This window comes from Epibacterium sp. ABV4_022, from assembly GCF_056159345.1.
The window spans coordinates 1324965-1350277 of sequence record NZ_JBSWVA010000001.1; the positions used below are offsets into that span (position 1 = coordinate 1324965).

Genomic DNA, 25313 nt, shown 5'->3' on the forward strand with positions numbered 1-25313 from the left:
TGAAACGGAGCAGGGCGCGTGGAGATAGATGCAATGACCTCTGCATCCCGGGTCATGGCCGTGCTCGGCCCGACCAATACAGGCAAAACCCACTACGCGATCGAACGCATGCTTGGCTATCGGACCGGGATCATGGGGTTCCCGCTGCGCCTGCTGGCGCGCGAGGTCTATGACAAGATCGTCAAGGCGCGCGGCCCGTCGGTGGTGGCGCTGGTCACCGGCGAGGAACGCATCGTGCCGCCGCGGGCGCAGTACTGGATCTGCACCGTGGAGGCGATGCCCGAGGGCATGGGCTGCGACTTTCTGGCGATCGACGAGATACAGCTCTGTGCCGATCCGGAGCGGGGCCATGTCTTTACCGACCGGCTGCTGCGGGCGCGCGGCACCCGGGAGACGCTGTTTCTGGGCGCGGACACCATGCGCGGGTCGATTGCGGCGCTAGTGCCGGGGGTCGAATTCGTGCGGCGCGAGCGGATGTCGGATCTGGTCTATGCCGGATCGAAAAAGATCAGCCGGATGCCGCCGCGCACCGCCATTGTCGGCTTCAGCGTCGACAACGTCTATGCCATCGCCGAGCTGATCCGCCGTCAGAAGGGCGGCGCGGCGGTGGTGATGGGGGCGCTCAGCCCGCGCACCCGCAACGCCCAGGTGGCGCTCTATCAGAATGGCGAGGTGGATTATCTGGTGGCCACCGATGCGATCGGCATGGGGCTGAACCTCGATATCGACCATGTGGCGTTTTCCTCGACCTCGAAATTCGACGGGCGCCGGATGCGCGAGCTGGCGCCGAACGAGCTGGCACAGATCGCCGGCCGTGCAGGCCGGGGCATGAGCCACGGCAGCTTTGGCGTTACCGGTGATGCCCGGCCGCTGGACGAGGGCGTCGCGCAGGCTATCATGGATCACCGGTTCACGCCGCTGAAAAAGCTGAACTGGCGCTCGGCGGATCTGCGGTTCGGCTCGATCGACGCTCTGATCCGGTCGCTCGAATCAAGCCCGGACCACGAGGTGCTGATCAAGGCGCGCGAGGCCGATGACCTGATGGCGCTGCGCAGCCTGGCGCAGGATGCGACAATCCGCGACAGGGCCGCGGATGCGCCCTCGGTGCGGCTGTTGTGGGATGTGTGCCGTATTCCCGACTTTCGCGGCATCAGCCATGCGGAGCATTCCTCTTTGCTCAGCGGGATTTTCGGCTATCTTCACGACGGGGGTGTGGTGCCGGATGATTGGTTCGCGCGGCAGATTCGCCGGATTGACCGTACGGAAGGCGATATTGACACATTGTCGAAACGCTTGGCGTTTATCCGCACATGGACCTATGTGGCGCAGCGAAACGGTTGGCTGCGTGACGAAAGTCATTGGCGGGAGGAAACCCGCACTGTAGAAGACAGGTTGTCCGACGCCCTGCATATGCGTCTGACGCAACGATTTGTGGACCGGCGCACATCTGTTTTGATGCGCCGGCTCAAACAGAAGGAGGCCCTTTTGGCCGAAGTAAATGACCAGGGTGAAGTGACCGTCGAAGGCGAATTCGTCGGTAAACTCGAAGGGTTCCGGTTCTCGCCGGACAAGACCGCGCAGGGCGCAGAGGCCAAGGCGCTGAAGTCGGCGTCCTTGCAGGCACTGGCGCCGCAGTATCATCTGCGCGCGGATCGCTTCTACAACGCACCCGATACCGAAATTGATTTCACCGATCAGGGCGGCCTGATGTGGGGCGAGCATGCTGTCGGCAAACTGGTTGCCGGTGCGGATGCGCTGTCCCCGCAGATCGAGGTTTTTGTCGATGATGCGGCCGGGGCGGATGTGGCCCAGAAGGTCGAGCGTCGCCTGCAGCATTTCATCTCGCGCAAGATCCAGGCTCTGTTCGAGCCGCTGATCAACCTGCAGAAGGACGAGGCGCTGACCGGGCTGGCCCGGGGCTTTGCCTTCCGCATGGTAGAGGCGCTGGGCGTGCTGCCGCGCGCCGGTGTGGCGCAGGAAGTGAAGGATCTGGACCAGGATGCCCGTGGCGCCTTGCGCAAGCATGGCATCCGTTTTGGCCAGTTCACCATCTTCATGCCGCTGCTGCTGAAGCCCGCGCCGACCCGCCTGCGTCTGCTGTTGTGGTCGCTGGCCAACGGGTTGCAGGAATTCCCCGAAGCGCCGCCGCCGGGTCTGGTGACGGTGCCGTCGATGCCGGAAGCGCCCGAAGGCTATGACACCATGGCCGGGTATCGCGCCGCAGGCCAGCGGATGATCCGCATCGACATGCTGGAGCGTCTGGCGGATCTGCTGCGCGCCGAAGACAGCCGCGGCGGCTTTGAGGCCAAGCCCGACATGCTGTCGATCACCGGCATGACGCTGGAGCAGTTCGCCGACCTGATGCAGGGGCTCGGCTACCGCGCCGAAAAAGGCGAGCGCACCAAGGTCAAGCCCGTCGACAGCGTGGTCACCGATGGCGCAACGCCTGCGGCGGATCAGCCGGTGATGGATGCAGCGGCAGAGGCCGAGGCGACACCGGCAGCGGCCCCCGCTGACGAGGCGACGCCCGACACCCCCGCCGATGTGCCCGAAGGCACCGACGCGATTGCCGACGAAGGGGTTGCCCCCGTCGCCGCGGAGCCGTCCGACGAGGCCGTGGCAGAGCCGATCGCCGCCACCTCCGAGGCGGAAACGCCGGTGGGTGCGGCCGCGGATGCGGCTGTCGAGGAACCCGAGATCGAGGTGTTCTATACCTTCACCTGGGGGCGCACCCCGCGTCAGGGCGGCAATCAACGCGGCCAGCGCCGTGGCGAAGGTCGTGGTGGTCCCAAGGCCGAGGGCGCCGGACGTGGCAAGCCGCGCACCGGCGGCAAGCCGCAGGGCAAACCCGGTGGCAAGAAGGGCGGTCGTCCGGATCGCGGTGGCGACAAGGGCGGCAAGACCTATTCCGCGCGCCCACCCAAGAAGGAAAAGCAGATCGACCCCGACAACCCCTTTGCAGCGGCGCTGATGGGGCTGAAACAGGACGACTGATGGCGGCATGACGGATCGCGTGGACAAGCTCCGGATCGACAAATGGCTGTGGCATGCGCGGTTCTTCAAGACCCGCTCGCTGGCGGCCAAGCAGGTCGGGGCGGGGCATGTCCGCGTGAACGGCGCCAAGATCGCAAAACCGGCGCAGACCGTCTCTGTCGGGGACGTTCTGACCTTTTCCCAGGGGCATCAGGTGCGTGTCGTGCGCATCACCGCGCTGTCTGATCGGCGCGGCCCCGCCACCGAGGCGCAGACGCTGTACTTTGATATGACGGAGAAGCAGGACAAACCGCCTGCCAATCCGAAATACGAAGGAAAAGGTCGTCCGGATAAGAAAGAGCGCAGGGCGCTTGGTCTTACTCGCATGTGGGAGGGCCATTGACGGCTTGAAGCGCGGGCTCTTGTGGAATAGCTAAACCCAAGACACTGGAACGGGACCCAAGCCAAGATGACCTACGTCGTTACGGACAATTGTATTGCCTGCAAGTACACCGATTGCGTCGAGGTATGCCCGGTTGACTGTTTCTACGAGGGTGAGAACACATTGGTGATCCACCCCGATGAATGCATCGACTGTGGCGTATGCGAACCAGAATGCCCCGCCGACGCGATCCGTCCGGACACCGAACCGGATATGGACAAATGGGTGGAGTTCAACCGGAAGTATGCCGAGCTGTGGCCGGTCATCGTCTCCAAGAAAGACCCGATGCCGGGTCACGAGGAGCGGGATGGCGAGGAAGGCAAGCTGGAGAAATACTTCTCCGAAGCCCCCGGCGAGGGCGGCTGACCCCGCCGTGTTCCACGGCAGAATCGCGCCGGATGGCGTGAAACATGGATGCATGGCCGATATTCACGTGCCCTTCCGCTTTCGGAGGGCGCGTTTTTGTGCTATATTCAACGGATGTAATGAAATACGTAGATTGCCGCCTGCCGTGACGGCCGTGTGATTCGCGGCTTTCTTGGTGGGCTTTCTGCGCCAATCCTGTATCCGGCGGACATGACGCATGTTCCGTGCGGGTGGTTTTTGGCGTGGCCAAGTCGGCATGGTTGCCGTGTCATCGCGAGGAAAGACCTGTATGACCAAATCGAAGAAGCTCGAGTTCCGCCCCAACGACTATGTTGTCTATCCGGCCCATGGTGTCGGACAGATCATCTCGATCGAGGAGCAGGAAGTAGCCGGCCACAAGCTGGAGCTATTCGTGATCACCTTTGAAAAAGACAAGATGACCCTGCGGGTGCCGACCCACAAGGCGCTGGATATCGGCATGCGCTCGCTGTCCTCGCCGGATGTCATCGACCAGGCGATGAAGACGCTGAAGGGCAAGGCCAAGGTCAAGCGCGCGATGTGGTCGCGCCGCGCCCAGGAATACGAACAGAAGATCAATTCCGGCGACCTGATCTCCATCGCCGAAGTGGTGCGCGACCTGCACCGCACCGACGATCAGCGCGAGCAGAGCTATTCCGAACGTCAGCTTTATGAAGCCGCGCTGGAGCGCCTGACCCGCGAAGTGGCGGCGGTCTCCGGCGGGGACGAGATCTCTGCGGCCAAGCAGGTCGACGAGGTGCTGACCTCCCGCGCGGCCTGAGACGCGCCGACAGTTCAAATGCAAAGGGCCGTCCCCTGTGGACGGTCTTTTTGTGTTTGGGGGGGACTGCGCCTGCCGCTAGAGCAGGGCCAGCAGGGTCAGCCCAGCGGCGATTTCGCTGATCTGCTGGGTGGCGCCCAGGATGTCGCCGGTCTGGCCGCCGATCTTGGCCCGCGCAAGCGCGCGCAACCCGGCGACCACCGGGATCAGCACCAGTGCAGCAAGGAGCATCGGCGCGCCAAGGCTCAGCAGGCCAAGCAGGAGCGCCAGCGTAATCCCCAGCAGCACAGCCCCCCAGGTGGGGCGTCCGACCGATTGCGACAGCCCGCTGCCGCGGGCGTTGGGCAGGCTTGCCATCAGCACCGGCATGGTCGCGCGGCTCAGCATGGCGAGGGCCACCGGGGCCCAGATCATCCCCGCCGCCAAAAGCGCGCTGAGCGTGAGCCAGCGCAGCCCGAGGCTCAGCACCAGCGCCAGCACACCATAGGTGCCGATCTGGCTGTCCTTCATGATCTCCAGCCGCCGGCTGCGGTCGAACCCGCCCCAGAGGCCATCGGCGCTGTCGGCCAACCCGTCTTCATGCATGGCGCCGGTCACCAGGATCTGCACCGCAAGGGCCAGCCCCGCGGCCACGGCCGGGGGCCAGACCGCCAGCGCCGCCGCCGCGATCACAGTCGCCAGCCCGCCGACCACCAGCCCGGCCAGCGGAAAGGCCCAGACCGCCCGGGACTGGCGCGCAAAGCTGTCCTTGGGCAAGTGGGGCAGGGGCAGGCGGGTCAGCAGCACGAGGGCCAGCACCGCGTCGATCCCCTTGATGTCGCTTTTTTGCATGTCAGTGCCTCTGGCAGGTCTTCTCGGCGCGGGATGCGCAGAGTAAACAGATCAGACACCGCTTTACCCGTGCGGTGCCCTCCGACGCAACGAGGCTTTTTATGCTGCCAGAACTGAACTCACTCGCCACTTTCCGGTCGCACTTGACCGAGGCCCCCGCCCCCGATGCCGCGGCGCGCGCCGGATGCGAGGCCCGCAACGGCCAGTTGACCAAGCCGCCGGGGGCATTGGGGCAGCTGGAGGAGGTGGCGATCTGGTATGGCAGCTGGCGCGGCACCGACCGGCCGCAGATCACCGCGCCGCAGGTGATCGTCTTTGCCGGCAATCACGGGGTTACCGCTCGGGGTGTTTCTGCCTTTCCGTCCGAGGTCACCGTGCAGATGGTGGCAAATTTCAAGGCCGGGGGCGCCGCGATCAACCAGCTGGCCCGGCTTGCAGGCGCGCGCATGGACGTGCATGCGCTGGATCTCGACCGCCCGACCGGTGATTTCACCTCCGGTCCGGCGATGAGCGAGGCAGAGCTGCTGGCGGCGTTGCAGGCCGGATGGAACGCGGTCGATCCGCAGGCGGATTTGCTGGTGGTGGGCGAGATGGGCATCGGCAATACCACCTCGGCGGCGGCGATGTGTCATGCGCTGTACGGAGGGGCTGCGGGCGATTGGACCGGGCGCGGCACCGGCGTCGATGACGCGGGTCTCGAACTCAAGACGCAAGTGGTCGCCGAAGGCGTGGCGCTACACGCTGTCACGGACGGGCTGGAGGTGCTCGGCCGGCTTGGCGGGCGCGAGGTCGCGGCCATGGCGGGTGCGATCGCGGCGGCCCGGGTGCTGCGCATTCCGGTGATCCTCGACGGGTTTATCTGCTGTGCGGCGGCGGCCTGTCTGGCGCAGATCGCGGATGGCGCGCTCGATCATGCCATCGCCGGCCATCAAAGCGCCGAAAGCGCCCATGCCAGCCTGCTGGACCGGTTGGGCAAGGCGCCGCTCCTGTCGCTGGGGCTGCGGCTGGGCGAAGGCTCCGGCGCGGCGCTGGCGATACAGGTGCTGAAGGGTGCGGTTGCCTGCCACAGCGGCATGGCCACCTTTGCCGAGGCTGGTGTCGCCGACGGTTAAGACCGGCCCCGGCCGGGACCGGGGCTGGGAGGCACCAAGACCGCTGGATCAGGCCGATTTCTTGACGTGGTCTTCGGCCAGCGACAACAGCGCGGTTTCCAGATCCTTTTCCAGCTCGCGCGCCCGTTTGATATAGGCGGGGTTCTCGCTGGCGGGCGTGCCGGGGATCCAATGCGCGGCCAGTTCCCGCACGGTGTGGCGGTCATGGGCGTAGAAGGTCTGCTCCGCCTGCGCCGCCTCATAGTCGCTGAGGCCGATGTTCTCCAGCACATAGCGCCCGGCCCGAAGCGAGCTGTCGAACATCTCGCGCACGATGTCATCCGCGCCCGCCTTGTAGAGTTCGAAGGCGTGATTGCGGTCATAGGCGCGGGCGACGATATGCACCTCGGGGAACTGGCGCTTGGCGTAGGCCACAAGTTTGGTGGCGTTCTCCTGATCGTCGAGCGCCACCACCAGGACCTTTGCCTTGGCGATGCCGGCGGCCTTCAGAAGCTCGGGCCGGGTGGGATCCCCGAGGAAGCTCTTGACCCCGAAGCGGCGCATCAGCTGCACCGCCTTCATGTCGCTGTCCAGCAGCACGGTCTTGAACCCGCTGGCGTTGACCAGGCGATGCACGATCTGACCAAAGCGGCCGATCCCGGCGATGATGACGGTGCCTTCCTCGTCGATCTCGTCCGGGGTGTGCTCCACATGGGCCTCCGCCATCCGTTTGGACAGGATTTCATAGAGGATGAACAGCAGCGGGGTGATCAGCATCGACAGCGCGATCACCAAGAGCAGTTTCTCCGACAGATCCGGCGTGATGACGTTGAGTTGCAGCGAGAAGGCCAGAAGTACAAAGCCGAATTCACCGGCCTGGGCCAGACCCAGGGTGAACAGCCAGTGATTGCGCCCCTTCAGGCCAAAGGCCTTGCCCACGAAATAGAGCACCGTGCCCTTGGCCAGGATCACCAGCAGCGCCAGGCCGATGACATCGCCGGGTTCGGCCAGGAACAGCCGGTAGTTGATTCCCGCGCCGACGGTGATGAAGAACAGCCCCAGCAGCAGCCCTTTGAAGGGTTCAAGGTCGCTTTCCAGCTCGTGGCGGAATTCGCTGTTGGCCAGAACCACCCCGGCGAGGAAGGCGCCAAGCGCCGGCGAAAGCCCCACCAACGTCATCAGAAAGGAGATCCCCACCACGATCAGCAGCGCCAGCGCCGTGTACATCTCGCGCAGGTTGGAGGCATGGATGAAGCGAAACACCGGTCGGCTGAGGTAGACCCCGGCCAGGATCACAAAGGCGATGGCCCCGATGGTCATCAGGGTCACGGCCCAGCCCGGCAGGCCTTCGACCAGGGAGAGCGAGTGATGACCCGCCCCATGCGCCGCGTCGTCGCCGACCTGGATCGAGCCGTCATGAGACAGGCTCGCCGGGGCGTGGGAGGCCAGCAGCGGCAACAGCGCCAGGATCGGGATCACCGCGATGTCCTGGGTCAGCAGGACCGAAAAGGTCGCGCGCCCGCCGCCGGTTCCGGTGAGCCCCTTTTCCGTCAGGGTTTGCAGCACGATCGCGGTGGAGGACAGCGAGAGCGCCAATCCGACCGCCAGCCCGACCTGCCAGCCGTGGCCAAACCCGATGGCGGCGGCGGCGAGCAGCGCGGTGGAGGCGAGGATCTGCAATCCGCCGAGCCCGATCAGATGGTGCCGCATCGCCCAGAGCGCGCGCGGTTCCAGTTCCAGACCAATCAGGAACAGCATCATGACGACGCCGAACTCTGCAAAATGCTGCAACTCGGCAGTTTCAGAGCCGACCAGTCCAAAGACCGGTCCGATCAGGATGCCGGCGGCGAGATAGCCGAGCACCGAGCCCAGACCAAGGCGGGCCGCGATCGGCACTGCAATCACCGCGGCGGCGAGATAAATCGAAGCTTGAGAAAGAAAACTGTCCATGGGGTGATATTGCCAGCAAATGATGACCTGGCAAAGACATAGGGGAGTTGTTCGTCGATTCCGCGCAGGCGTGTGGAAAAACAGTCAGCGTGGCGCAACAGCCGCAGCCACGCCGGCGGCGTCTGAGGTTGGGGGGCGTCGACACATCCGTTGATGTGCTGGGTATATCCGTTGATGTGCAGGGTGCAGGGCGTGTCAGCCCCAACGCGGATACCGGAGACCGGTCGCTGCGCGGGGGCGAAAGGGGCATGAGGGTCCTGCCGCCGGGGCGCCTGTGCGATGGCGGCAAAGATGCGCGGTGCCGGTGTTCCGCAGAACCATGATGATCGCCCGGTGTCGTGCAGAGCACACGGCCGCGTGCGCTTAAAGCCTGGTTGAACCAGCGCGCCGCATCGGGGCTTCTGCCGCGCTACCGCCGATCGTGTCGCGCGGCGTTACGGTGCGGGCTCGGGCTCTGCCGCCCGCCGAGAAGGGCGGCACCGCCCCGGGCGGGCACACCGTCACGGCGCAAGAGCGCCTGCGAGCGCGGCGGTGCGGTGCACCTGACCGGGTCGCCTGATCGCTGCGGGGCCTAGGTCTCCAGTGAACGGATTTCCTCGCCGAGCTTTGCGATATGTTCCAGACGTTCCGAGATACGCTCCTGGAAGGCGCCGAGCTGGTCGATGATGTCGGCCAGGGTTTCGCCGGAGGAGGGCAGCCGCGCGCTTTCGATCTTGCACAGGACCCGGGTCGAGCTGAGGCCGAGGAAATGCCGGTGCATCACCTGGCAGGCGTTGATGATTCGCACCGCTTCGATGTCCACCTCGGCCATGCCCTTGCTGGCATAGCCGGATTGTTGCTCCACCAGCCGTGCCAGCTTGTCCCGTTCGCCTTCCATTTCGACCTCGCCTAGGCTGCGGCGTTCCTCCTGAAGCTGGCTGTCACATTCCATCAGGATGCGGGTCATGCCGGCGATGAACAGGCTGGAGTTGACCGAGTGTTTCACCGTCGCGAAATTGGTGTTCTCGCCCATCACGTTGCGCTCGAACCAATCGGACATCTCGCGCGACATGGCGCCGTAGTTCTGCGACAGCACCGTGACCGGCCCGCCGGAGGGTTCGATCCGCGACGCGATGACCCGCAGATTGTGCGGGATGGTGTGCATGGCCTCGAAGTCCTTGACCAGGCCGTGGGTCTCATCCAGCAGTTTCTCGGCATTGCGCAGCATGGTCCGCAACTCGGAGATCTGCGGATCGGGTTTGCGCCCGAGCCCCTCGTCCCGGGAAATCAGCTCCTCAGCCAGCGCGTGGGAGGCGAAATGCTGATAATCGTCAAACCCCTTGTCATGCACCCAGTCGATCAGCATCTGGGCGCTTTCCTCGGGGGAGAGCCCGCCTTCGGTCTCTGCCTTGACCATCTTGGCATAGAGCGCCTGGATCTCGTTGAACAGCTTGCTGCTGGGTTTGATCCGGGCGGAGAGGTAGCCCTCTTCGCAGGGCACGACGGTGGCGTAGACCCAGTAATGCAACCCGTCCTTGGACTTGTTCTTCACATAGGCGCCGATGGTCTTGCCGCTTTTGAGCGTGTCCCAGAACAGGTGGAACAGGCCACGCGGCGTGTCCGGGTGGCGGATCAGCTTGTGCGGGGCGCCAATAATTTCGTCCCAGGAGTAATGCGCCACGCGTCGGAAAACGTAGTTACAGGCCGCGATGACACCGCGATCATCGGTCCGGGAGAAAAAGACCTCATTCAATTCGAATGGTGCTGCGCCGCTGCTGGGGCGGGTTTCAATACGACGGTCGACAAATGTCACGGGTGCGATTCCATCTGATGGTCAGTTTCATCCCACCCTAAGAGCGTAGTGGTTCACGCATCCTTAAACCGGGAGCGGACTGTCACCTTTTAACTGTGCCATCACGATCTGGCTGTGTACGCGCCCGACCGCAGGGTGGGGCAGGATGATTTCATGCAACAATGTGTTCAACTCCTGAAGATCGTGACAATAGACCCGCAGCAGGTAATCCGCCTCGCCGGTCATGGTCCAGGCGGAGGTGATCTCCGGCCGGCCGGCCACCAGGCGGGCAAAACTTGCCGCATTGTCCGGGCCGTGGCTGTGCAGATGCACCTGCACGAAACATTGCACCGCCAGACCCAGTTTGCCCGGATCGAGCCGTGCCACATAGCTCTGGATGATTCCGTCGCTCTCCAGCCGCTGGCGCCGCCGGCCGGCCTGGCTGGGCGACAGGTTCAGCGCCTCTCCCAACTCCTGTGCGGTGGCCTGGGCGTCCTTTTGCAGATGTGCGAGCAATTTAATGTCGATAGGGTCGAGCATGCGGGGTTTCCTTGTTTTGCCCCGATATAGTGCGGAAAACGCGCGAACAAAGAAAGGGCGACCTGAGAGATTGCGCAAAATATGCGCCTGAGATGCGGTATTCTGTGACAAACGCAACCCGCAACGCAGGAGATACGCATGGGACCTTTCCCCCACGACGCGCCGAAATCCGTGATCAGCGACGAGAACCCCGCCGGCACCGATGGTTTTGAATTTGTCGAGTTCGCCAGCCCCAACCCGGAAGAGCTGCGTGAGCTGTTTGCCAAGATGGGCTATGAGCTGGTCGGGCGCCACAAGACCAAGCCGGGCATCGAGCTGTGGCAGCAGGGCGATATCACCTACATCCTGAATGCCGAAAAGGGCTCCTTTGCGGAGAAATTCGTCGAGCTGCACGGCCCCTGCGCCCCGGCCATGGGCTGGCGTGTGGTGGATGCGCAGAAGGCGTTTGAGCACGCGGTTGCCAAGGGGGCGGAGCCCTATGAGGGCGACGACAAGACCATGGATGTGCCCGCGATCAAGGGCATCGGCGGCTCGCTGATCTACTTCATCGACCAGTATTACGAGACCTCGCCCTACAACGCGGAATTCGAGTGGCTGAAGCAGTCCAAGCCGCGCGGCGTCGGGTTCTACTACCTCGATCACCTGACCCACAACGTGTTCAAGGGCAACATGGACAAGTGGTTCAACTTCTATGGCGAGTTGTTCAACTTCAAGGAAATCCGTTTCTTTGACATCCAGGGCAAATACACCGGCCTGTTCAGCCGCGCGCTGACCTCGCCCTGTGGCCGCATCCGCATCCCGATCAACGAGGACCGCGGCGAGACCGGGCAGATCGTGGCCTATCTGAAGAAATACAACGGCGAAGGCATCCAGCACATCGCCGTGGGCGCGCGCGACATCTATGACGCGACGGACGAGATTTCCGAGCGCGGCATCCAGTTCATGCCGGCGCCGCCGGAAACCTATTACGAGATGAGCCATGACCGGGTGACAGGCCATGAAGAGCCGCTCGACCGGATGCAGAAACACGGTATCCTGATCGACGGTGAAGGTGTGGTTGACGGGGGCGAGACCCGTATCCTGTTGCAGATCTTCTCAAAAACCGTGATCGGGCCGATCTTCTTTGAGTTCATCCAGCGCAAGGGCGACGACGGCTTTGGCGAGGGCAACTTCAAGGCGCTGTTCGAGTCGATCGAGCAGGAGCAGATCAACAACGGCGAAATTGCCGCCGCAGAATAACCTGCCGGTTCGGTCCCCGAAACGACCCTCCCACAGGTAAACAAGAAAGCCGGGCGCGATGCCCGGCTTTTTCATGTGTGTCATACGGCGTGGAGCGCGGTGTCCGGACCTGCTGGCGCCGTGCGGTCCGGCTTAGCCGTTGGGCAGGGTCAGCGTCCTGTTGCGGCCGCTCTTTTGATATTGCAGCTGGCTGTCGCCGATGGCGACGATGCGACCGCCGTCGATGCGATCGCCGACCTTGACCTTGACGTAGCGGCCGGAGGGCAGCCGGACCAGGGCGCGGCGATCAGAGGGTTTGCCGTAGACACCGATCAGGTTCACGCGGCGCAGGTTGAGTGCCCGTTCAACCGTGGCCTGCCGCGCGACAGAGGCGGAGGAGGGGATCGCCGGGGTGACCGCCGCAGGTGCTGCGGCAGCGGTTTGTCGCTGCTGTTGTTGGCGACGGGCGGCGCGATCCACGATATTGGCAAAGTTGGCCGGTCGCGCCCGGGGTTGCGGCGCGCGCGCCACGGCAAGGGCGGTGGCGGGCTGGCTTTCCTGTTCTTCGGTCTTGAGGCTGGCGGGGCGGGTTTTGGGGCGTTTGGACAGCAGTTCCGCCCGCACCACACCGCCAAGCTGCGCCCGCTCGGCCTGCTCCACCAGATCACCCGGGCGGGTGCGGGGCCGGACCAGCCGCATGCGCGCGTCATGCGCGGCGGCTTGCGCCTGTTCCAACTCTCGGGCGGTGGGGCGATCCGGGGTCGGCGGCGGCACTTTGGCCGGCCGGCCGGCAAAGACCATGATGCCGTCGGGGTTGAGGGTGCCATCGGGGGTGGCCGTGACCAATCCGCGGTCGTCGAGGTCGAATTTCTGCCCGGCGTCGGTCGGGCTGGAGACGGCGCCAAAGGGCGTGTCGGTCTCGATCTCGGGCTGCGCCGGCAGGGCGACCGCATCCTGCGACAGGTCGGTATGATCGATGGAGGCGACATAGACGTCGTCGAGGTCGATCAGCGCCGGCAGCTCTGCAATCCGGGGCACCTGCTGCCAGATCCCGGTGGCGGCATATTGCGCCGCCTGTTCCAGCGCGTCGACATCCGGAGTGCCCTCATCATAGTCCGAGTAGGAATCGCCCTCTCCGGGCAGAATGCCGTCAGCAAGCGCCTCTGGATCAAGGGACACATCGCCATCCTGTTGCGTCAGGCGGGCGGGGTCCGGCTGGCCGGTTTCCGGCGCGGACAGGTCGCGCGGAGCGGGCAGGGAGGCGATGACCAGATCCTCCCCATCAAGCGGCGCGACCTCGTCGATGACCGGTGTGCCCAGTGCTTCGAGCACCGCGGCATCGGTGACGGTCAGCGCGCCGGGCTGGTCCTGCGGCATCTGATGCGAGACATCGCCGAGGTCGGCCTCGGACAGCTGCCCCGGTGCCGAGGTCGCGGTCTCCGACAGGGTGGCATCCGGGCCGGGCGTCAGCGGCGCATCCGCACCAGAGAGCCCGGGCGCGGCAAAGCCCTCTGCCAGCAAGGCGGAGGTCTGCGGTTGGGCGTGGGTCAGCACCGGCGGGGCCACGGGGTCTTCGGTTTCGACCAGATCGGCGCGTTTCAGATCCGACCACAGCTCCGGCAGTTCCTGCACCACCGCCCAGGCGCCAAGCGCGGAGACCGTGGCCAGCGCCGCAGCTGCGACCCCGATCCGGACCGGGCGGGCGCGCAGCGGGTTGGCCTGGGGCATGCGTGCAATATTGCCGCCGGGCGGTGTCACCGCCTGGGCACGGGGGGCGCTGCTGTTTGCCCGTGCCTTGGGCGGCGCCGAGGTGGTATGAGCCAGAACCGGCGTCGGCAGCGCCAGGTTCGGGGCCGCGGGCAGGCTGGAGGCAGAGGCCGCAGCCGCCGCGGTTGCCTGCGCGGGTGCGGGGGCCTGCACCAGAGGGGCCGCGGGCGTTGCCTCGGTTGCGGGGCCGAGCAGCAGCTTGCCCGGGGCCGCCTCTGCGGGGGCGGCGGTCGGGGCCGGCGCTGTGGGCTGGGTCTTGGTCCCGGCGGCGCGCCCGTCAGCGGCTTCTGGCGATGTCCGGCGACGGGAGCTGAACCCGATCACCGGCCCGTCTGCTGGGGCGTCGTCTGTGTCGTCTTCGGCCTGCGCTGCGGGGGCGGCGGCGGGATCCTGCGCAGCCGGAGCCGATGCACGCGCGGCCGGAGCCGATGCACGCGCGGCCGGGTCAGCCGCCTCATCGGGGGCCGCCATCGGCGGGGCCGCAGGCAGTATGATCGGGGCGGTGCCGCGCGGTGCCAGCTCGGTTTCGACGCCCTCCGCCGGATAGAGATTCGGCTCGCCTGTGTCGGTCGTGGCAGAGGTCTTGGACGTGTCCTGCAAGTGCTGCGTTTCGGGACGCGCTCCGGTGGCAGCGCGGTCAGGCGTCATGTCGGGCGCTTCGGTCTCCGGAGTCTCGGCGTCCAGATCGCCGATTTCGACCACGGCGATGCCATCGGGGTCGACCGTCAGCCCGCGGGCGGCGCGGCAGGTGCCGAAAAAGGGCTCTCCGAGGAAGGGATGCGCGCCGGGGACGGCGACAAAGCTGACCGGGCCAAAGCCATGTTCGCTGGCAAAGCTCTCGGCTTCTTCGAGCGTTTCGATGGCGACGGCCGCAACATGTGTCCGCGTGCCCTCGGGGCTGATGTCGAAGGCCAGCTCCGTCACCGCATAGGGGGTGGCCCCTTCGAGCGCCGTGCGGGCCGCTTCGATCCGCGCGTCATGGGGCAGGTCGCCGGTCTCAACGCTGAGATAGCGGATCTGCGCATCGGGCAGGATCAGCTTGCTGTGCAGCGGCGCGTCGGTCAGGTCTTCGGCGCGGCTGCGCAGGATGGCCAGCTCGGTCACCAAGTCGTCGACCTCGGTGGAGACGGTGCCGACACGACGCCAGCCGCCCGCGCCCCGGATCAGCAGCGCGATGCTATCGAAGGAAAGTGAGAGCGCGAACTCCGGTTTCATCAAATCATCAGGGTCTTCTGTCTGCGCGCCTCGCCCCACAGGAGATACATCGTCCCGGGTGTCACATCTCATGCCTGTGCTTGCCAGCCTGTGACCACCCCCGGGAACAACGCAACGGGGCGCCGTTATTGTTGTGCAAACCATAGAGCAGGAACCCGCCGAGGGGAAGCAAAAGCACAAAACCTCCCCTTGCGCGCGGGGATTTGCCGCTCCCATCTACGGGGGTATCTCGACACCATCGGAGGATCCCAGATGTTGAACCGAAAAACCGCCGCCATGATGCTGGCGGGCGTTGTTGCGCTTGCGCCCCTGTCGCCACTGCACGCCGAAGAGCTGCGGCAATTGCATGTGACCGGTGAGGCCAGCATGGATGTGGCGCCGGATCAGGCCGTCATCACGCTGGGCGTGCGGGCGCAGGCCGAAGAGGCGGGCGCGGCGATGGAGCAGGTGTCGGTGCAAATGAACGAGGTGATGACGAGCCTGGCCGACAGCGGCATCGCGGGTGAGGACATGCAGACGCAGCAGATCTCCATGCATCCGGTCTGGAGCCAGATCCGCCGCGACGGGCGGGAGGAGCGCACGATTACCGGGTTCGAGGCGTCGAATCTTCTGCTTGTGACCCTGCATGATATCGACGCCATGGGCGGGGTTCTGGATGACGTGCTGCGGGCCGGCGCCAATGAGTTCCGCGGGCTGTCGTTTTCCTACAGTGAGCGCGACGCGGCACAGGATGGGCTGCGCACCAAGGCGGTGGAAGATGCGATCCACAAGGCGCGGCAGCTGGCCGAGGCCACCGGCATGGCGCTGGGACCGGTGCGGGAAATCCGCGATGGCGGCCCCCAGGGCGGCGCGCCGATGATGGCCATGGAGATGGCGCGTTCGGCGGATATGCCGATTTCGCCGGGATCGGTGAACCTGCGCCACAGCGTGTCGGTGACCTTTGACATCCTGGAGCCCTCGGGGCCGAATTGAGCAGCGCTACTCCCCTGTTGCAAAACGGAAAAAGGCCGGGACATCCCGGCCTTTTGCAGGTTTGGTTCAGAAGCGGTGCCGCGGGCCTGATGCCTCAACCGCAGGCCTTGGCGAGGGCTTGATCCAGGTCGCGGATCAGATCGTCGGCATCCTCGATCCCGATGGAGACGCGCACCACGTTGGGCCCGGCGCCGGCGGCCTCCTGCTGCTCCGGCGTCAGCTGCCGGTGGGTGGTGGAGGCGGAGTGGATGATCAGCGAGCGGGTGTCGCCCAGATTGGCCACGTGGGAGAAGATCTCCAGGCTGTCGACCAGCTTGACGCAGGCGTCATAGCCGCCCTTGATCGCCACCGTGAACAGGCCGCCGGTGCCCTTGGGGTAGCAGCGTTTGGCGCGCTCCGCATAGGGCGAGGAGGGCAGGCCGGCGTAGGTCACGTAGTCGACGCGCGGGTCATTCTCCAGCCAGGTTGCGACCTTCTCGGCGTTTTCTACATGGCGCTGCATGCGCAGGGACAGGGTCTCGATCCCCATCAGGGTGTAATGCGCCGCCTGCGGGTTCATGGTCATGCCGAGATCGCGCAGGCCGATGGCGATGCCGTGGAAGGTGAAGGCGAGATTGCCGAAGGTCTCGTGGAATTTCAGCCCGTGATAGGCCGGCTCTGGCGCCGACAGGGACGGGAACTTGTCCGAGGCGGACCAGTCGAAGGTGCCGGAATCGACGATGCAGCCGCCGGTGACGGTGCCATTGCCCGTCAGGTATTTGGTGGTGGAATGCACCACCAGCGTCGCGCCATGCTTGATCGGCTGGCACAGATAGGGCGTGGCGGAAGTATTGTCGACGATCAGCGGCAGGCCAGCGGCGTCGCTGACATCGGCCACCGCGCGAATATCGGTGACATAGCCGCCGGGGTTGGCGACGGATTCGCAGAACACCGCCCGGGTGTCATCGTCGATGGCCTCCCGCACGGCGTCGAGGTCGTCGAAATCGACAAATTTCGCCGACCAGCCAAAGCGTTTGATGGTCTGGCTGAACTGGGTGACGGTGCCGCCATAGAGCCGGGTCGAGGCGACCACGTTCTTGCCCGGGCTCATCAGCGCAAACAGCGCCATGATCTGGGCCGCATGGCCGGAGGAGCAGCAGATGGCGCCGACGCCGCCCTCGAGCGTCGCCATGCGTTCTTGCAGCACCGCCACGGTGGGGTTGGTCAGGCGGGAGTAGATATAGCCCACCTCCTGGAGATTGAAGAGCGCCGCGGCGTGGTCGGCATCGCGGAACACATAGGCCGTGGACTGGTAGATCGGCGTCTGGCGGGCGCCGGTGGCCGGGTCCGGGCGGGCGCCGGCGTGAATTTGCAGCGTATCAAAACCATAGGTGGGGCCGTCGGACATCTCTGAATACTCCCTTGTGTCGCAATCGGTGTGGGTCTGACGACAGCACACACCGGGCGCGGCGCCAGTGCAAGCGAAAGAGGCGGAGATGTGGGCCTGATTTTCAACCGGGAGGCGGGGCGGCCGGTCCGGGCGGCTCAGCGCATCCAGAGCCCTTCGGATTTGATCCGGTTGCGGATCGCCTGTTCCCGGCGTGGCAGGTTCTCGCGGTCAAACAGGGCGCGCACGCGGTGGCCCTTGCCCTGATATATCAGGCGCTTCATCGGCTCGTAGCCTTTGAGCACCTTCTTGATCCAGTTCGGCGCGCTGACCTCTTCGAGGGTGGCGACGACCTGATCGCTCTCGCGTGCGTAGAGCAGCGGCAGGGTGCGGTAATGGCAGCTGACGTCCCCGTCCAGATAGCCCGGCGGCAGGCTGCTGCGCCCGCCGCCAAAGGAATGGATCACCAGCGGCAGGGCAATCTGGTCAAGCCAGGGATCGAGCGACTGGCCGACCAGCTCTCGCGGCGGATCATCCCGGATCGTGCGGGCGTAGGTGAGGAACCGCTCGCCAAAGGCGCGCGGGCAGGCGCCGTAGAAATAGCCCGCGTTGAAATAGAGATAGCGTTGCCAGTATTCATCGGGCTGGTCGCGGTCGAGGCTGCTGTCAAAGTCCAGATCAAAGCGCGTATATAGCGACCGCCAGATCGCGGCATAGCCGGGGCCATAGAGTGTGGGCTTTGGCCAGGTGCCCTCGCGCCGCAGGCTGGCCGAGGGACGGGAGAAATCAAAGGGAACAGAGGTCAGCTCGCCGGTGATCAGCGTGTCGGTATCGAAGAACACAAAGGGCTCTCCCTCCGGCAGGGCGGCCAGCGCCTCGATCTTGTTGCCATAGGCGTAGGACTGGCCAAAGACCTGGTTTTCGAAGGGCAGGATCTGGGCCTCAAGCCGGTCGAGCGTCGCCAGCACCAGGTCGTTGCGGATCGAGGGGTCGCGGCTGGGCCAGAGCGGGCCGGGCTGCGGCACGGCCACATACAGCCGGCCCCGAAAGCCGGGGCTTTGCGCCCGGAGCGAGGCGGCAAACAGCACCGCCTCATACATCAGGCGCCCCGATTGGCCGACGATCATGATGTTGAAATTCTGCCCGGACATGACTGCTCTTGCGGTTTTTCTGCTGCCTGATCCTACCTAGGGGCAGGCGGCCCCTCTTGGCAAGCCGAAGGGGCCCCCCCACAGGGTCAGAGCGCGGGCGCGGATCAGGGGGTGAGGAGTGTCACCCCCGGGATCTGGCTGAGCTGGGCGGTATCGTCGTCGTAGGCCTGCTCGATCTCCTCGATAAACTCCGGTGACCAATCGGGAATATCGAGCTCTTCTTCCAGTTCCTCTTCGATGGCGAACTTGTCGAGAAAGGCAGCAAAGACCCGGCGTTTGTAGGGCTCTGTCAGTTGCGGGCGCTCGTGCAGATAGGCGCGCAGCCGCTTCATGCCCTCGCGTTTCATGATGGTGGCGAGCATGTCCATGCCGCCCTTGACCTTGCTCTCGGCCTCGAGATTGCCGAATTCCCGCAAGAGCTGCGCCCAGATCAGCGGCGTGTCCTCGTAACACCACAGCATGATCGGCACATCCGGCACCGAGGCACGGATACGGCTCATCAGCGCCGACCAGCGCAGGTCGCGCGGGTTGGTCGTGCTCAGCACCGTGTTGCGCCGCCCTGTGCCGGCTTTTTCCAGCAGTTTGGGCAGAAACCCGACCGGGCTGCGAATGGCCATAAACAGGGTGAGATCGTCGTGGGGAAACAGCGCCTTGAGCGTGCGCATGCGTTCCTCTGCCTCGGGGTAGAGGCGCTGGCCGTCCAGCGCATCCCGCTGCGAGCCGAAGAAATGGGGATTGGACAGCACCACGCGGTCGGCGTGCTCTTCTTCGAGGATGGCATCCCACAGAAGATCCCGCGCATCGTCCGACGGGGTGCCGGTCTTGGCCGCGGCCATGCATTCTTTCAGGAGTGCGCGGTATTTTGCAGGCCCCGGCACCGAGGTGCCACGCGCCAGAAAGGCCTCCCGGTTGCGCAGGAGGGTTTTCATCAGGCGATCTTCTTCTGTTCCATGCGCGCCGGCATGAATAATGACCTGCATTTGACTGACCTGTCTGCCCTACTTTGCCCAAGGATACGGATAGAGTGCGTCAAAACCGGGGTCAAATCGCATCTTTCCGGTGGCAGCGCCGCATTTCCGCCGAAATGGCGCGGCGCGGGGGGGCTCCGGTCGTAGGGCAGCAGGCGTGCGCATTGTATTGTACAATCCGGGCCGGGCAGGGTAGGAATGTCGCATGACAATATGGTATCCCGATCCCGCAACCCTGACCCCGCCCCTGCATGCCAGCCTGGCCAAGATGATCGCCAAGGCGATCTCTGACGGCCGCCTGCCAAAGGGGACCCAGCTTCCGACCCATCGCAAGATGGCAGAGGAGCTGGGGTTGAGCGTGCACACCATCAGCAAGGCCTACGACAGCTTGCGGCGCCAGAAGCTCATCGACGGTCAGGTGGGGCGTGGCAGCTATGTGCTGGATCCCGACGAACACGACGGTCAGCCGTTCCAGCTGAGCTCGGAGAAGGGACAGGGGTTCGACCTGTCGATTCTGCGGCCGGTGTTTTCGCAGCAGCATGCGGACCGGTTCCAGCAGGCGCTGCGCGATCTGCCCGAGGGGCTGGACCCGAGCTATTACCTCTCCTGCCGTCCCAATGTCGGCCATGACGCGCATCGCGCCGCCGGGGTGAAATGGTTGCAGGGCTGCGGGCTGGAGACCTCTGCCGAGCGCATCATCATGACCAATGGCGTCAGCCACGGCATGTCCGCGGCGCTGTCGGCCCTGACGCGGCCGGGGGATACGGTCGTGTCCAGTCAGATCACCCATCACCTCTTGGTGTCGGGCTGTTCCTATCTGGGGCTGAATCTCGCCGGTCTGGAGGTGGATCAGGAGGGCATCCTGCCGGATGCGCTGGATCGATACTGTCGGGAGAAATCCGCCAAGGTTCTGTTTTTGCTGCCGTCCCTGGCCAGTCCCACCGCCGAGATGATGCCCGAGCAGCGGCGCCGAGATCTGGTCGATGTGGCGCGGCGCCACGATCTTCATATCATCGAGAACGACGCCTTCGGCCCCGTCGTGGCGGATCGGCAGGTGCCGGTTGCGATGCTTGCGCCCGAGCGCACGATCTATCTCACCACCTTTAGCAAATGCACGGTTTCGGGGCTGCGGGCCGGGTATATGGCGGCGCCGGAACACCTGGCGCCGGCCCTGACCGGGCGCATTGTCGTGTTCGGCTGGATGGCGACGCCGCTGATGTGCGAGCTGGCCACCCGCTGGGTGCTGGACGGCACCGCGGCGGAGCTGGCGCAGTGGCAGCAGCGCACCCTGATGGAGCGATTCGAAATCGCGGCGCGCGAGTTGCAGGGCTGGCAGTGGCGCGGCACGCCGTCGGCGCCGCATCTGTGGTTGCCGCTGACCGAAGGCTGGACCACGGGCACCTTTATTTCCTACGCGCGCCAGTTGCAGGTGGCGGTCGCGCCGGATGCGCCGTTCCTGGCCCCGAAGACGCCGCCACAGAACGCGGTGCGCCTGTCATTGGGCAGTATTCAGGACCCGGAGCGCTTTCAGCAGGCGATGGGGCTGATCGCCGGCATGTTGAAACGCCCGCCAGAAGGGGTCATGCAACTGGTCTATTGACATTGTCGCACGACAATAAAAAAATTGACATGCAGGACAATTCCTCTCAAGTCTGGCGCAACGGCGCGTGGACGCCGGTGAGACTTGGGAGGAAACAATGGCTCAATCCGTTACATTCACCTTGGGCGCTGCGGTTGCCGCAGGGCTTGCACTGGGGGCTGCCGCATCGGCGCAGGCCGACACCTGGCGGTATGCGTTCGAAGAGGCGATGACCGATGTGCAGGGCGTCTATGCGCAGAAGTTCAAGGCAGAGATCGAGGCGAACTCGGATCACGAAATCCAGCTGTTCCCCTATGGCACGCTGGGCGAATCCGCCGACATCATGGAGCAGACGCAGGACGGTATCCTGCAATTCGTGGACCAGTCGCCGGGCTTTACCGGCTCTTTGATCCCCGAGGCGCAGGTGTTCTTTGTGCCCTATCTGCTGCCCACAGATCAGGATCACCTGGCCCGGTTCTACAGCGAGAGCAAGGCGATCAACGAGATGTTCAAGCCGCTCTATGCCGAGCAGGGGCTGGAGTTGCTGAACATGTTCCCCGAGGGCGAGGTGGCGATGACCACCAAGACGCCGGTCACCACCTGCGCTGATCTGGATGAGGTCAAGTTCCGGGTGATGACCAACCCGCTGCTGGTGGAGAGCTACAAGGCCTTTGGCGCGACGCCGACGCCGCTGCCCTGGGGCGAGGTCTATGGCGGGTTGCAGACCAATGTGATCCAGGGCCAGGAGAACCCGACCTTCTTCCTCTATTCGACCAAGATCTACGAGGTCACCGACTACATCACCTATGCGGGGCACAACAATTTCACCACCGCGGTGATGGCGAACAAGGACTTCTACGACGGTCTCAGCGCCGAGGATCAGGCGCTGGTGCAGGCGGCGGCCAAGGCTGCCTATGACCACACGGTGGTCTACCAGCAGCAGGCGGCCGAAACCGAGCTGGCCAAGATCATGGAGGCCAAGCCGGAGATGGTTGTCACCGTGCTCGACGAGGCGCAGCGCAGCTGTTTCAAGGACGCCGCCGCAGAGGTCGAGGCGAAGTTTGTCGAGATGACCGGCGACAGTGGTGCCGCCATTCTGGAGCAGCTGAAGGCCGATCTGGCCGCGACCGCCAACTGAGGCAGGACATCGTGCGGAAGCGGACCGGGTCAGTGTGCCCGGTCCGTGACACCGCGGGGAGTTTCACATGAACAATCCGAATGAGGTGGTCCTGCCGGGCGGGCTGGGGCTTCTGGATCGCGCCATCAGCAGGGCAGAGTCGGTCCTGTTGGCGGTCGGCGTGCTGCTGATGGCGGCAAATACGGTGGCCAATGTGGTCGGGCGCTACGTGCTGGGGCAGTCGATCTTCTTCTCGGAAGAGCTGAACCGGGTGCTGATCATCCTGATCACCTTTGCCGGGATCAGCTATGCGGCCCGCCAGGCGCGCCATATCCGGATGTCGGCCATCTATGACGTGCTGCCCGTGGGGCTGCGCAAGGTGCTGGCGGTCGTCATCGCCCTGGTCACCGCCGCGTTCATGTTCCTGCTGTGCTATTATGCGGTGAAATACATCGCCGCGCAGGCCGGTCGGGGGCGGGTGCTGCCCGCCCTGCGCATTCCGGTCTGGATCATCCTCGTCTGGGTGCCAGCGGGGTTTTTCATGACCGGCGTGCAGTACCTGCTGACGGCGCTGCGCAACATGACCTCCCCAAATATCTATCTCTCCACCCATGTCCAGGATGGGTACGCACGCGACGAAGAAGAACTCGAAATCTGAGGGCACGGCCATGGCTGCAACGATATTCCTGACCATGATTGTCCTGCTGTTGCTGGGCTTTCCGATGATGATCCCGCTGATCGCGGGGGCCTTTGTCGGCTTTGTGATGCTGTTCGGCGATCTCGCCCGCACCGAGACCATGGTGCAGCAGATGGTGGCGGGCATTCGTCCTGCCTCGCTGATCGCGGTGCCGATGTTCATCTTTGCCGCCGACATCATGACCCGGGGGCAATCCGCCGGGCGGCTGATCAATGTGGTCATGGCCTATGTCGGGCATCTGCGCGGCGGGCTGGCGATTTCGACGGCGGCGGCCTGCACCATGTTCGGCGCGGTGTCGGGGTCGACCCAGGCGACGGTGGTGGCGATCGGATCGCCGCTGCGGCCGCGGATGCTGCAGGCGGGCTACAAGGACAGTTTCGTGCTGGCCCTGATCGTCAATGCCAGCGACATCGCCTTTCTGATCCCGCCCTCGATCGGCATGATCATCTACGGTGTGGTGTCGAGCACCTCGATCGCCGAGCTGTTCATCGCCGGCATCGGGCCGGGGCTGCTGATCCTGCTGTTGTTCTCGATCTACTGCTACATCTACGCGGTGCGCAACAACGTGCCGACGGAGCCCAAGGCCAGCTGGCAACAGCGCCTGAGCACGATGCGTGCGGCGCTCTGGCCGATGGGGTTTCCGGTCATCATCATCGGCGGCATTTACGGCGGCATCTTCAGCCCGACCGAGGCGGCGGCGGCCTGCGTGCTCTATGCGCTGATCCTGGAGGTTCTCGTGTTCCGCTCGATGTCGCTGCGCGGGGTCTATGACACCGCCAAATCGACCGGGTTGATCACAGCGATCGTGTTTATCCTGGTGGCGGCGGGCAGTGCCTTTTCCTGGGTGATCTCCTTTGCGCAGGTGCCGCAGCAGATCCTCGGCGCCGTGGGCGTGGCGGAGATGGGCGAGATCGGCATCTTGTTCGTGATCTCCATCGCCTTTTTCATCGGCTGCATGTTCGTGGATCCGATCGTGGTGATCCTGGTGCTGGTGCCGGTCTTTGCCCCCGTGGTGGCCTCTGCCGGGATCGACCCGGTGCTGGTGGGGACGATCATCACGCTTCAGGTGGCGATCGGGTCGGCGACGCCGCCGTTCGGGTGCGACATCTTCACCGCCATCGCCGTGTTCCGCAGACCTTACGTAGAGGTGGTGCGCGGCACGCCCCCTTTCATCCTGATGCTGATGGGGGTTGCGGTGGCGCTGGTCTTCTTCCCGCAGATTGCGCTGTTCCTGCGCGACCTGGCCTTTGGCAAATAGGAGGCGCGTGCAATGTTCAAATCCATATTGGTTCCCTTCGACGGCTCTCAGGGCGCCGAAGGGGCGCTGGCCAAGGCGGCGGAGCTGTCGCTGCTGTGCGATGCGGAGCTGACCCTGCTGACGGTCTACCGGCATCATTCGCTGCTTGAGGCCTCGATGCATGTGGTGCAGGCCGAAGCGCCGGACGACCTGGACGCGATGATGCGCGCCCATGCCCGCGAGGTGGCGGAGCGGGGCAAGACCCTGGCGCGCGAGGCCGGGGTCACCCGGCTGCGGGGCTTCGTCAAGGGCGGTCCGGTTGCCCGCACCATCACCGGATTTGCCCGGGATCATCAAAACGACCTGATCGTCATCGGCAGCCGAGGGCTGGGATCGCTGGAGGGGGTGTTGCTGGGCAGCATTTCCCACAAGGTGACCAGCTTTGCCGAAATGCCGGTCCTCATTGTCTAGGAACAACCATGCCGCTTGATATTCATGTCTCCCCCTCTGGCGCTTCGATGCGGCTGGAGGAACGCCCGGTGCGGCGCCGCATTGCCCTGGTGGTGCTGGCCACGGATCACACCTCGGAGCGCGATTTTGCCCGCATCTGCGACCCGGTAGAGGTTGGCGTCTATACCAACCGCATTGCCTTCGAGAACCCGACCACGCGCGACAGCCTGTTGCGCACCGGACCGCGGCTGACCGAGGCGGCGGCGCAGATCCTGCCGGGAGAGCCGGTCGATGTGCTGGCCTATGGCTGTACCGCGGCCTCCATCGTGCTGGGCAACGTGGCGGTGACCGATCACCTGCAGGCGGCCAAGCCCGACACCCCCTGCGTGACCCCCAGCAGCGCCGCGTTTGACGCCTTTGCCGCATTGGGGGTGGGCAGGATCGCGCTGCTGGCGCCCAACAGCCTGCCGGTGACGGAGGATCTGGCGCAGTATTTTGCCCAGCACGGCCCGGATGTGCTGCGCGCCACCGCGCTGGGGCTGGAGGACGATCGCGAGATGGCGCGGATCTCCGAGGCCAGCATCATCGAGGCGGCGCTGGCGGCGGATGATCCGGCCGCTGAGGCGCTGTTTCTGTCCTGTACGGCGCTGCGGGCGCTGCCCTGCATCACACGGATCGAGGCGGCGCTGGGCAAGCCGGTGGTCAGCTCCAATCAGGCCATGATCTGGCGGTCCCTGCGCCTGTCAGGCGCGCGGCAGCCCGTGCCGGGCTATGGCCAACTTTTCACCCTCTGAACAAGACAAGACATCTGCC

Annotated in this window: 21 protein-coding genes; 13 read left to right on the forward strand and 8 right to left on the reverse strand. The window is 65.0% G+C overall.

Going from position 1 to position 25313, the window contains the following annotated elements:
- Positions 1-33 precede the first annotated feature (33 nt).
- From ACXAF5_RS06355 to ACXAF5_RS06370, 4 genes are all read left to right on the forward strand, one after another.
- Positions 34-2994 (forward strand): helicase-related protein, encoded by a 2961-nt coding sequence (locus ACXAF5_RS06355; protein WP_474945957.1) that lies wholly within the window; start codon positions 34-36, stop codon positions 2992-2994.
- A 7-nt stretch (positions 2995-3001) separates the two neighbouring features.
- A complete protein-coding gene (locus tag ACXAF5_RS06360; RefSeq protein WP_474945958.1) occupies positions 3002-3376 on the forward strand; it encodes an RNA-binding S4 domain-containing protein in 375 nt (124 codons plus the stop codon).
- A 66-nt stretch (positions 3377-3442) separates the two neighbouring features.
- Positions 3443-3781, forward strand: coding sequence for a ferredoxin FdxA (gene fdxA, locus ACXAF5_RS06365; protein ID WP_239323069.1), 339 nt, complete (start codon positions 3443-3445; stop codon positions 3779-3781).
- Positions 3782-4070: 289 nt separating this feature from the next.
- Positions 4071-4580, forward strand: coding sequence for a CarD family transcriptional regulator (locus ACXAF5_RS06370; RefSeq protein ID WP_239323070.1), 510 nt, complete (start codon positions 4071-4073; stop codon positions 4578-4580).
- Between the two features lie 78 nt (positions 4581-4658).
- On the opposite strand, the gene cobS is transcribed toward ACXAF5_RS06370, so the two are convergent.
- Entirely contained in the window at positions 4659-5411 is a 753-nt protein-coding gene (gene cobS, locus ACXAF5_RS06375) for an adenosylcobinamide-GDP ribazoletransferase (RefSeq protein ID WP_474945959.1), read from the reverse strand.
- 101 nt (positions 5412-5512) lie between these two features.
- Between cobS and cobT the strand changes: the two genes are divergently transcribed.
- On the forward strand, positions 5513-6523 hold the full coding sequence (gene cobT, locus ACXAF5_RS06380; RefSeq protein WP_474945960.1) for a nicotinate-nucleotide--dimethylbenzimidazole phosphoribosyltransferase: 1011 nt from the start codon (positions 5513-5515) through the stop codon (positions 6521-6523).
- 48 nt (positions 6524-6571) lie between these two features.
- Here cobT and ACXAF5_RS06385 read toward each other — a convergent pair whose 3' ends face one another.
- From ACXAF5_RS06385 to ACXAF5_RS06395, 3 genes are all read right to left on the reverse strand, one after another.
- Positions 6572-8452, reverse strand: a complete 1881-nt coding sequence (locus tag ACXAF5_RS06385; protein ID WP_474945961.1) for a monovalent cation:proton antiporter-2 (CPA2) family protein — start codon at positions 8450-8452, stop codon at positions 6572-6574.
- Positions 8453-9023: 571 nt separating this feature from the next.
- A complete protein-coding gene (locus tag ACXAF5_RS06390) occupies positions 9024-10244 on the reverse strand; it encodes a PAS domain-containing protein (RefSeq protein ID WP_474945962.1) in 1221 nt (406 codons plus the stop codon).
- Positions 10245-10307: 63 nt separating this feature from the next.
- Positions 10308-10763 carry an Lrp/AsnC family transcriptional regulator gene (locus ACXAF5_RS06395; protein ID WP_239323075.1) on the reverse strand — a complete coding sequence of 152 codons (456 nt, stop codon included), beginning with the start codon at positions 10761-10763 and terminating at the stop codon, positions 10308-10310.
- 138 nt (positions 10764-10901) lie between these two features.
- Here ACXAF5_RS06395 and hppD point away from each other — a divergent pair, with 138 nt between their 5' ends.
- A complete protein-coding gene (hppD, locus tag ACXAF5_RS06400; protein ID WP_474945963.1) occupies positions 10902-12002 on the forward strand; it encodes a 4-hydroxyphenylpyruvate dioxygenase in 1101 nt (366 codons plus the stop codon).
- Between the two features lie 132 nt (positions 12003-12134).
- Here hppD and ACXAF5_RS06405 read toward each other — a convergent pair whose 3' ends face one another.
- Positions 12135-14963, reverse strand: coding sequence for a hypothetical protein (locus ACXAF5_RS06405; RefSeq protein ID WP_474945964.1), 2829 nt, complete (start codon positions 14961-14963; stop codon positions 12135-12137).
- A gap of 252 nt (positions 14964-15215) precedes the next feature.
- On the opposite strand from ACXAF5_RS06405, the gene ACXAF5_RS06410 reads away from it, so the two are divergent.
- On the forward strand, positions 15216-15935 hold the full coding sequence (locus tag ACXAF5_RS06410) for an SIMPL domain-containing protein (protein ID WP_239362746.1): 720 nt from the start codon (positions 15216-15218) through the stop codon (positions 15933-15935).
- A 94-nt stretch (positions 15936-16029) separates the two neighbouring features.
- Here the strand turns inward: ACXAF5_RS06410 and ACXAF5_RS06415 are convergent, their stop codons facing one another.
- The 3 genes from ACXAF5_RS06415 to ACXAF5_RS06425 all read right to left on the reverse strand — a co-directional run bounded on the left by ACXAF5_RS06415 (position 16030) and on the right by ACXAF5_RS06425 (position 19381).
- Complete coding sequence (locus ACXAF5_RS06415) at positions 16030-17322, reverse strand: O-acetylhomoserine aminocarboxypropyltransferase/cysteine synthase family protein (protein WP_474945965.1); 1293 nt, start codon at positions 17320-17322, stop codon at positions 16030-16032.
- Between the two features lie 137 nt (positions 17323-17459).
- Positions 17460-18452 (reverse strand): hypothetical protein, encoded by a 993-nt coding sequence (locus ACXAF5_RS06420; RefSeq protein ID WP_474945966.1) that lies wholly within the window; start codon positions 18450-18452, stop codon positions 17460-17462.
- A 104-nt stretch (positions 18453-18556) separates the two neighbouring features.
- Positions 18557-19381 carry a hypothetical protein gene (locus ACXAF5_RS06425; RefSeq protein ID WP_474945967.1) on the reverse strand — a complete coding sequence of 275 codons (825 nt, stop codon included), beginning with the start codon at positions 19379-19381 and terminating at the stop codon, positions 18557-18559.
- A gap of 244 nt (positions 19382-19625) precedes the next feature.
- On the opposite strand from ACXAF5_RS06425, the gene ehuR reads away from it, so the two are divergent.
- From ehuR to eutA, 6 genes are all read left to right on the forward strand, one after another.
- Positions 19626-21020 carry a MocR-like ectoine utilization transcription factor EhuR gene (gene ehuR, locus ACXAF5_RS06430; protein WP_474945968.1) on the forward strand — a complete coding sequence of 465 codons (1395 nt, stop codon included), beginning with the start codon at positions 19626-19628 and terminating at the stop codon, positions 21018-21020.
- Positions 21021-21117: 97 nt separating this feature from the next.
- Complete coding sequence (locus tag ACXAF5_RS06435; RefSeq protein ID WP_474945969.1) at positions 21118-22137, forward strand: TRAP transporter substrate-binding protein; 1020 nt, start codon at positions 21118-21120, stop codon at positions 22135-22137.
- Between the two features lie 67 nt (positions 22138-22204).
- Complete coding sequence (locus ACXAF5_RS06440) at positions 22205-22774, forward strand: TRAP transporter small permease (RefSeq protein ID WP_474945970.1); 570 nt, start codon at positions 22205-22207, stop codon at positions 22772-22774.
- Between the two features lie 10 nt (positions 22775-22784).
- A complete protein-coding gene (locus tag ACXAF5_RS06445; protein WP_474945971.1) occupies positions 22785-24071 on the forward strand; it encodes a TRAP transporter large permease in 1287 nt (428 codons plus the stop codon).
- 12 nt (positions 24072-24083) lie between these two features.
- Positions 24084-24521 carry a universal stress protein gene (locus ACXAF5_RS06450; protein ID WP_474945972.1) on the forward strand — a complete coding sequence of 146 codons (438 nt, stop codon included), beginning with the start codon at positions 24084-24086 and terminating at the stop codon, positions 24519-24521.
- Positions 24522-24529: 8 nt separating this feature from the next.
- Complete coding sequence (eutA, locus tag ACXAF5_RS06455; protein ID WP_474945973.1) at positions 24530-25294, forward strand: ectoine utilization protein EutA; 765 nt, start codon at positions 24530-24532, stop codon at positions 25292-25294.
- The last annotated feature ends 19 nt before the right edge of the window (positions 25295-25313 follow it).

Excerpts from the sequence above, each read along its gene's own strand:
- ACXAF5_RS06355 (WP_474945957.1), top strand. The coding sequence starts at position 34 with ATGACCTCTGCATCCCGGGTCATGGCCGTGCTCGGCCCGACCAATACA.
- ACXAF5_RS06360 (WP_474945958.1), top strand. The coding sequence starts at position 3,002 with ATGACGGATCGCGTGGACAAGCTCCGGATCGACAAATGGCTGTGGCAT.
- fdxA (WP_239323069.1), top strand. The coding sequence starts at position 3,443 with ATGACCTACGTCGTTACGGACAATTGTATTGCCTGCAAGTACACCGAT.
- ACXAF5_RS06370 (WP_239323070.1), top strand. The coding sequence starts at position 4,071 with ATGACCAAATCGAAGAAGCTCGAGTTCCGCCCCAACGACTATGTTGTC.
- cobS (WP_474945959.1), bottom strand. The coding sequence starts at position 5,411 with ATGCAAAAAAGCGACATCAAGGGGATCGACGCGGTGCTGGCCCTCGTG.
- cobT (WP_474945960.1), top strand. The coding sequence starts at position 5,513 with ATGCTGCCAGAACTGAACTCACTCGCCACTTTCCGGTCGCACTTGACC.
- ACXAF5_RS06385 (WP_474945961.1), bottom strand. The coding sequence starts at position 8,452 with ATGGACAGTTTTCTTTCTCAAGCTTCGATTTATCTCGCCGCCGCGGTG.
- ACXAF5_RS06395 (WP_239323075.1), bottom strand. The coding sequence starts at position 10,763 with ATGCTCGACCCTATCGACATTAAATTGCTCGCACATCTGCAAAAGGAC.
- hppD (WP_474945963.1), top strand. The coding sequence starts at position 10,902 with ATGGGACCTTTCCCCCACGACGCGCCGAAATCCGTGATCAGCGACGAG.
- ACXAF5_RS06405 (WP_474945964.1), bottom strand. The coding sequence starts at position 14,963 with ATGAAACCGGAGTTCGCGCTCTCACTTTCCTTCGATAGCATCGCGCTG.
- ACXAF5_RS06410 (WP_239362746.1), top strand. The coding sequence starts at position 15,216 with ATGTTGAACCGAAAAACCGCCGCCATGATGCTGGCGGGCGTTGTTGCG.
- ACXAF5_RS06415 (WP_474945965.1), bottom strand. The coding sequence starts at position 17,322 with ATGTCCGACGGCCCCACCTATGGTTTTGATACGCTGCAAATTCACGCC.
- ACXAF5_RS06420 (WP_474945966.1), bottom strand. The coding sequence starts at position 18,452 with ATGTCCGGGCAGAATTTCAACATCATGATCGTCGGCCAATCGGGGCGC.
- ACXAF5_RS06425 (WP_474945967.1), bottom strand. The coding sequence starts at position 19,381 with ATGAAAACCCTCCTGCGCAACCGGGAGGCCTTTCTGGCGCGTGGCACC.
- ehuR (WP_474945968.1), top strand. The coding sequence starts at position 19,626 with ATGACAATATGGTATCCCGATCCCGCAACCCTGACCCCGCCCCTGCAT.
- ACXAF5_RS06435 (WP_474945969.1), top strand. The coding sequence starts at position 21,118 with ATGGCTCAATCCGTTACATTCACCTTGGGCGCTGCGGTTGCCGCAGGG.
- ACXAF5_RS06440 (WP_474945970.1), top strand. The coding sequence starts at position 22,205 with ATGAACAATCCGAATGAGGTGGTCCTGCCGGGCGGGCTGGGGCTTCTG.
- ACXAF5_RS06445 (WP_474945971.1), top strand. The coding sequence starts at position 22,785 with ATGGCTGCAACGATATTCCTGACCATGATTGTCCTGCTGTTGCTGGGC.
- ACXAF5_RS06450 (WP_474945972.1), top strand. The coding sequence starts at position 24,084 with ATGTTCAAATCCATATTGGTTCCCTTCGACGGCTCTCAGGGCGCCGAA.
- eutA (WP_474945973.1), top strand. The coding sequence starts at position 24,530 with ATGCCGCTTGATATTCATGTCTCCCCCTCTGGCGCTTCGATGCGGCTG.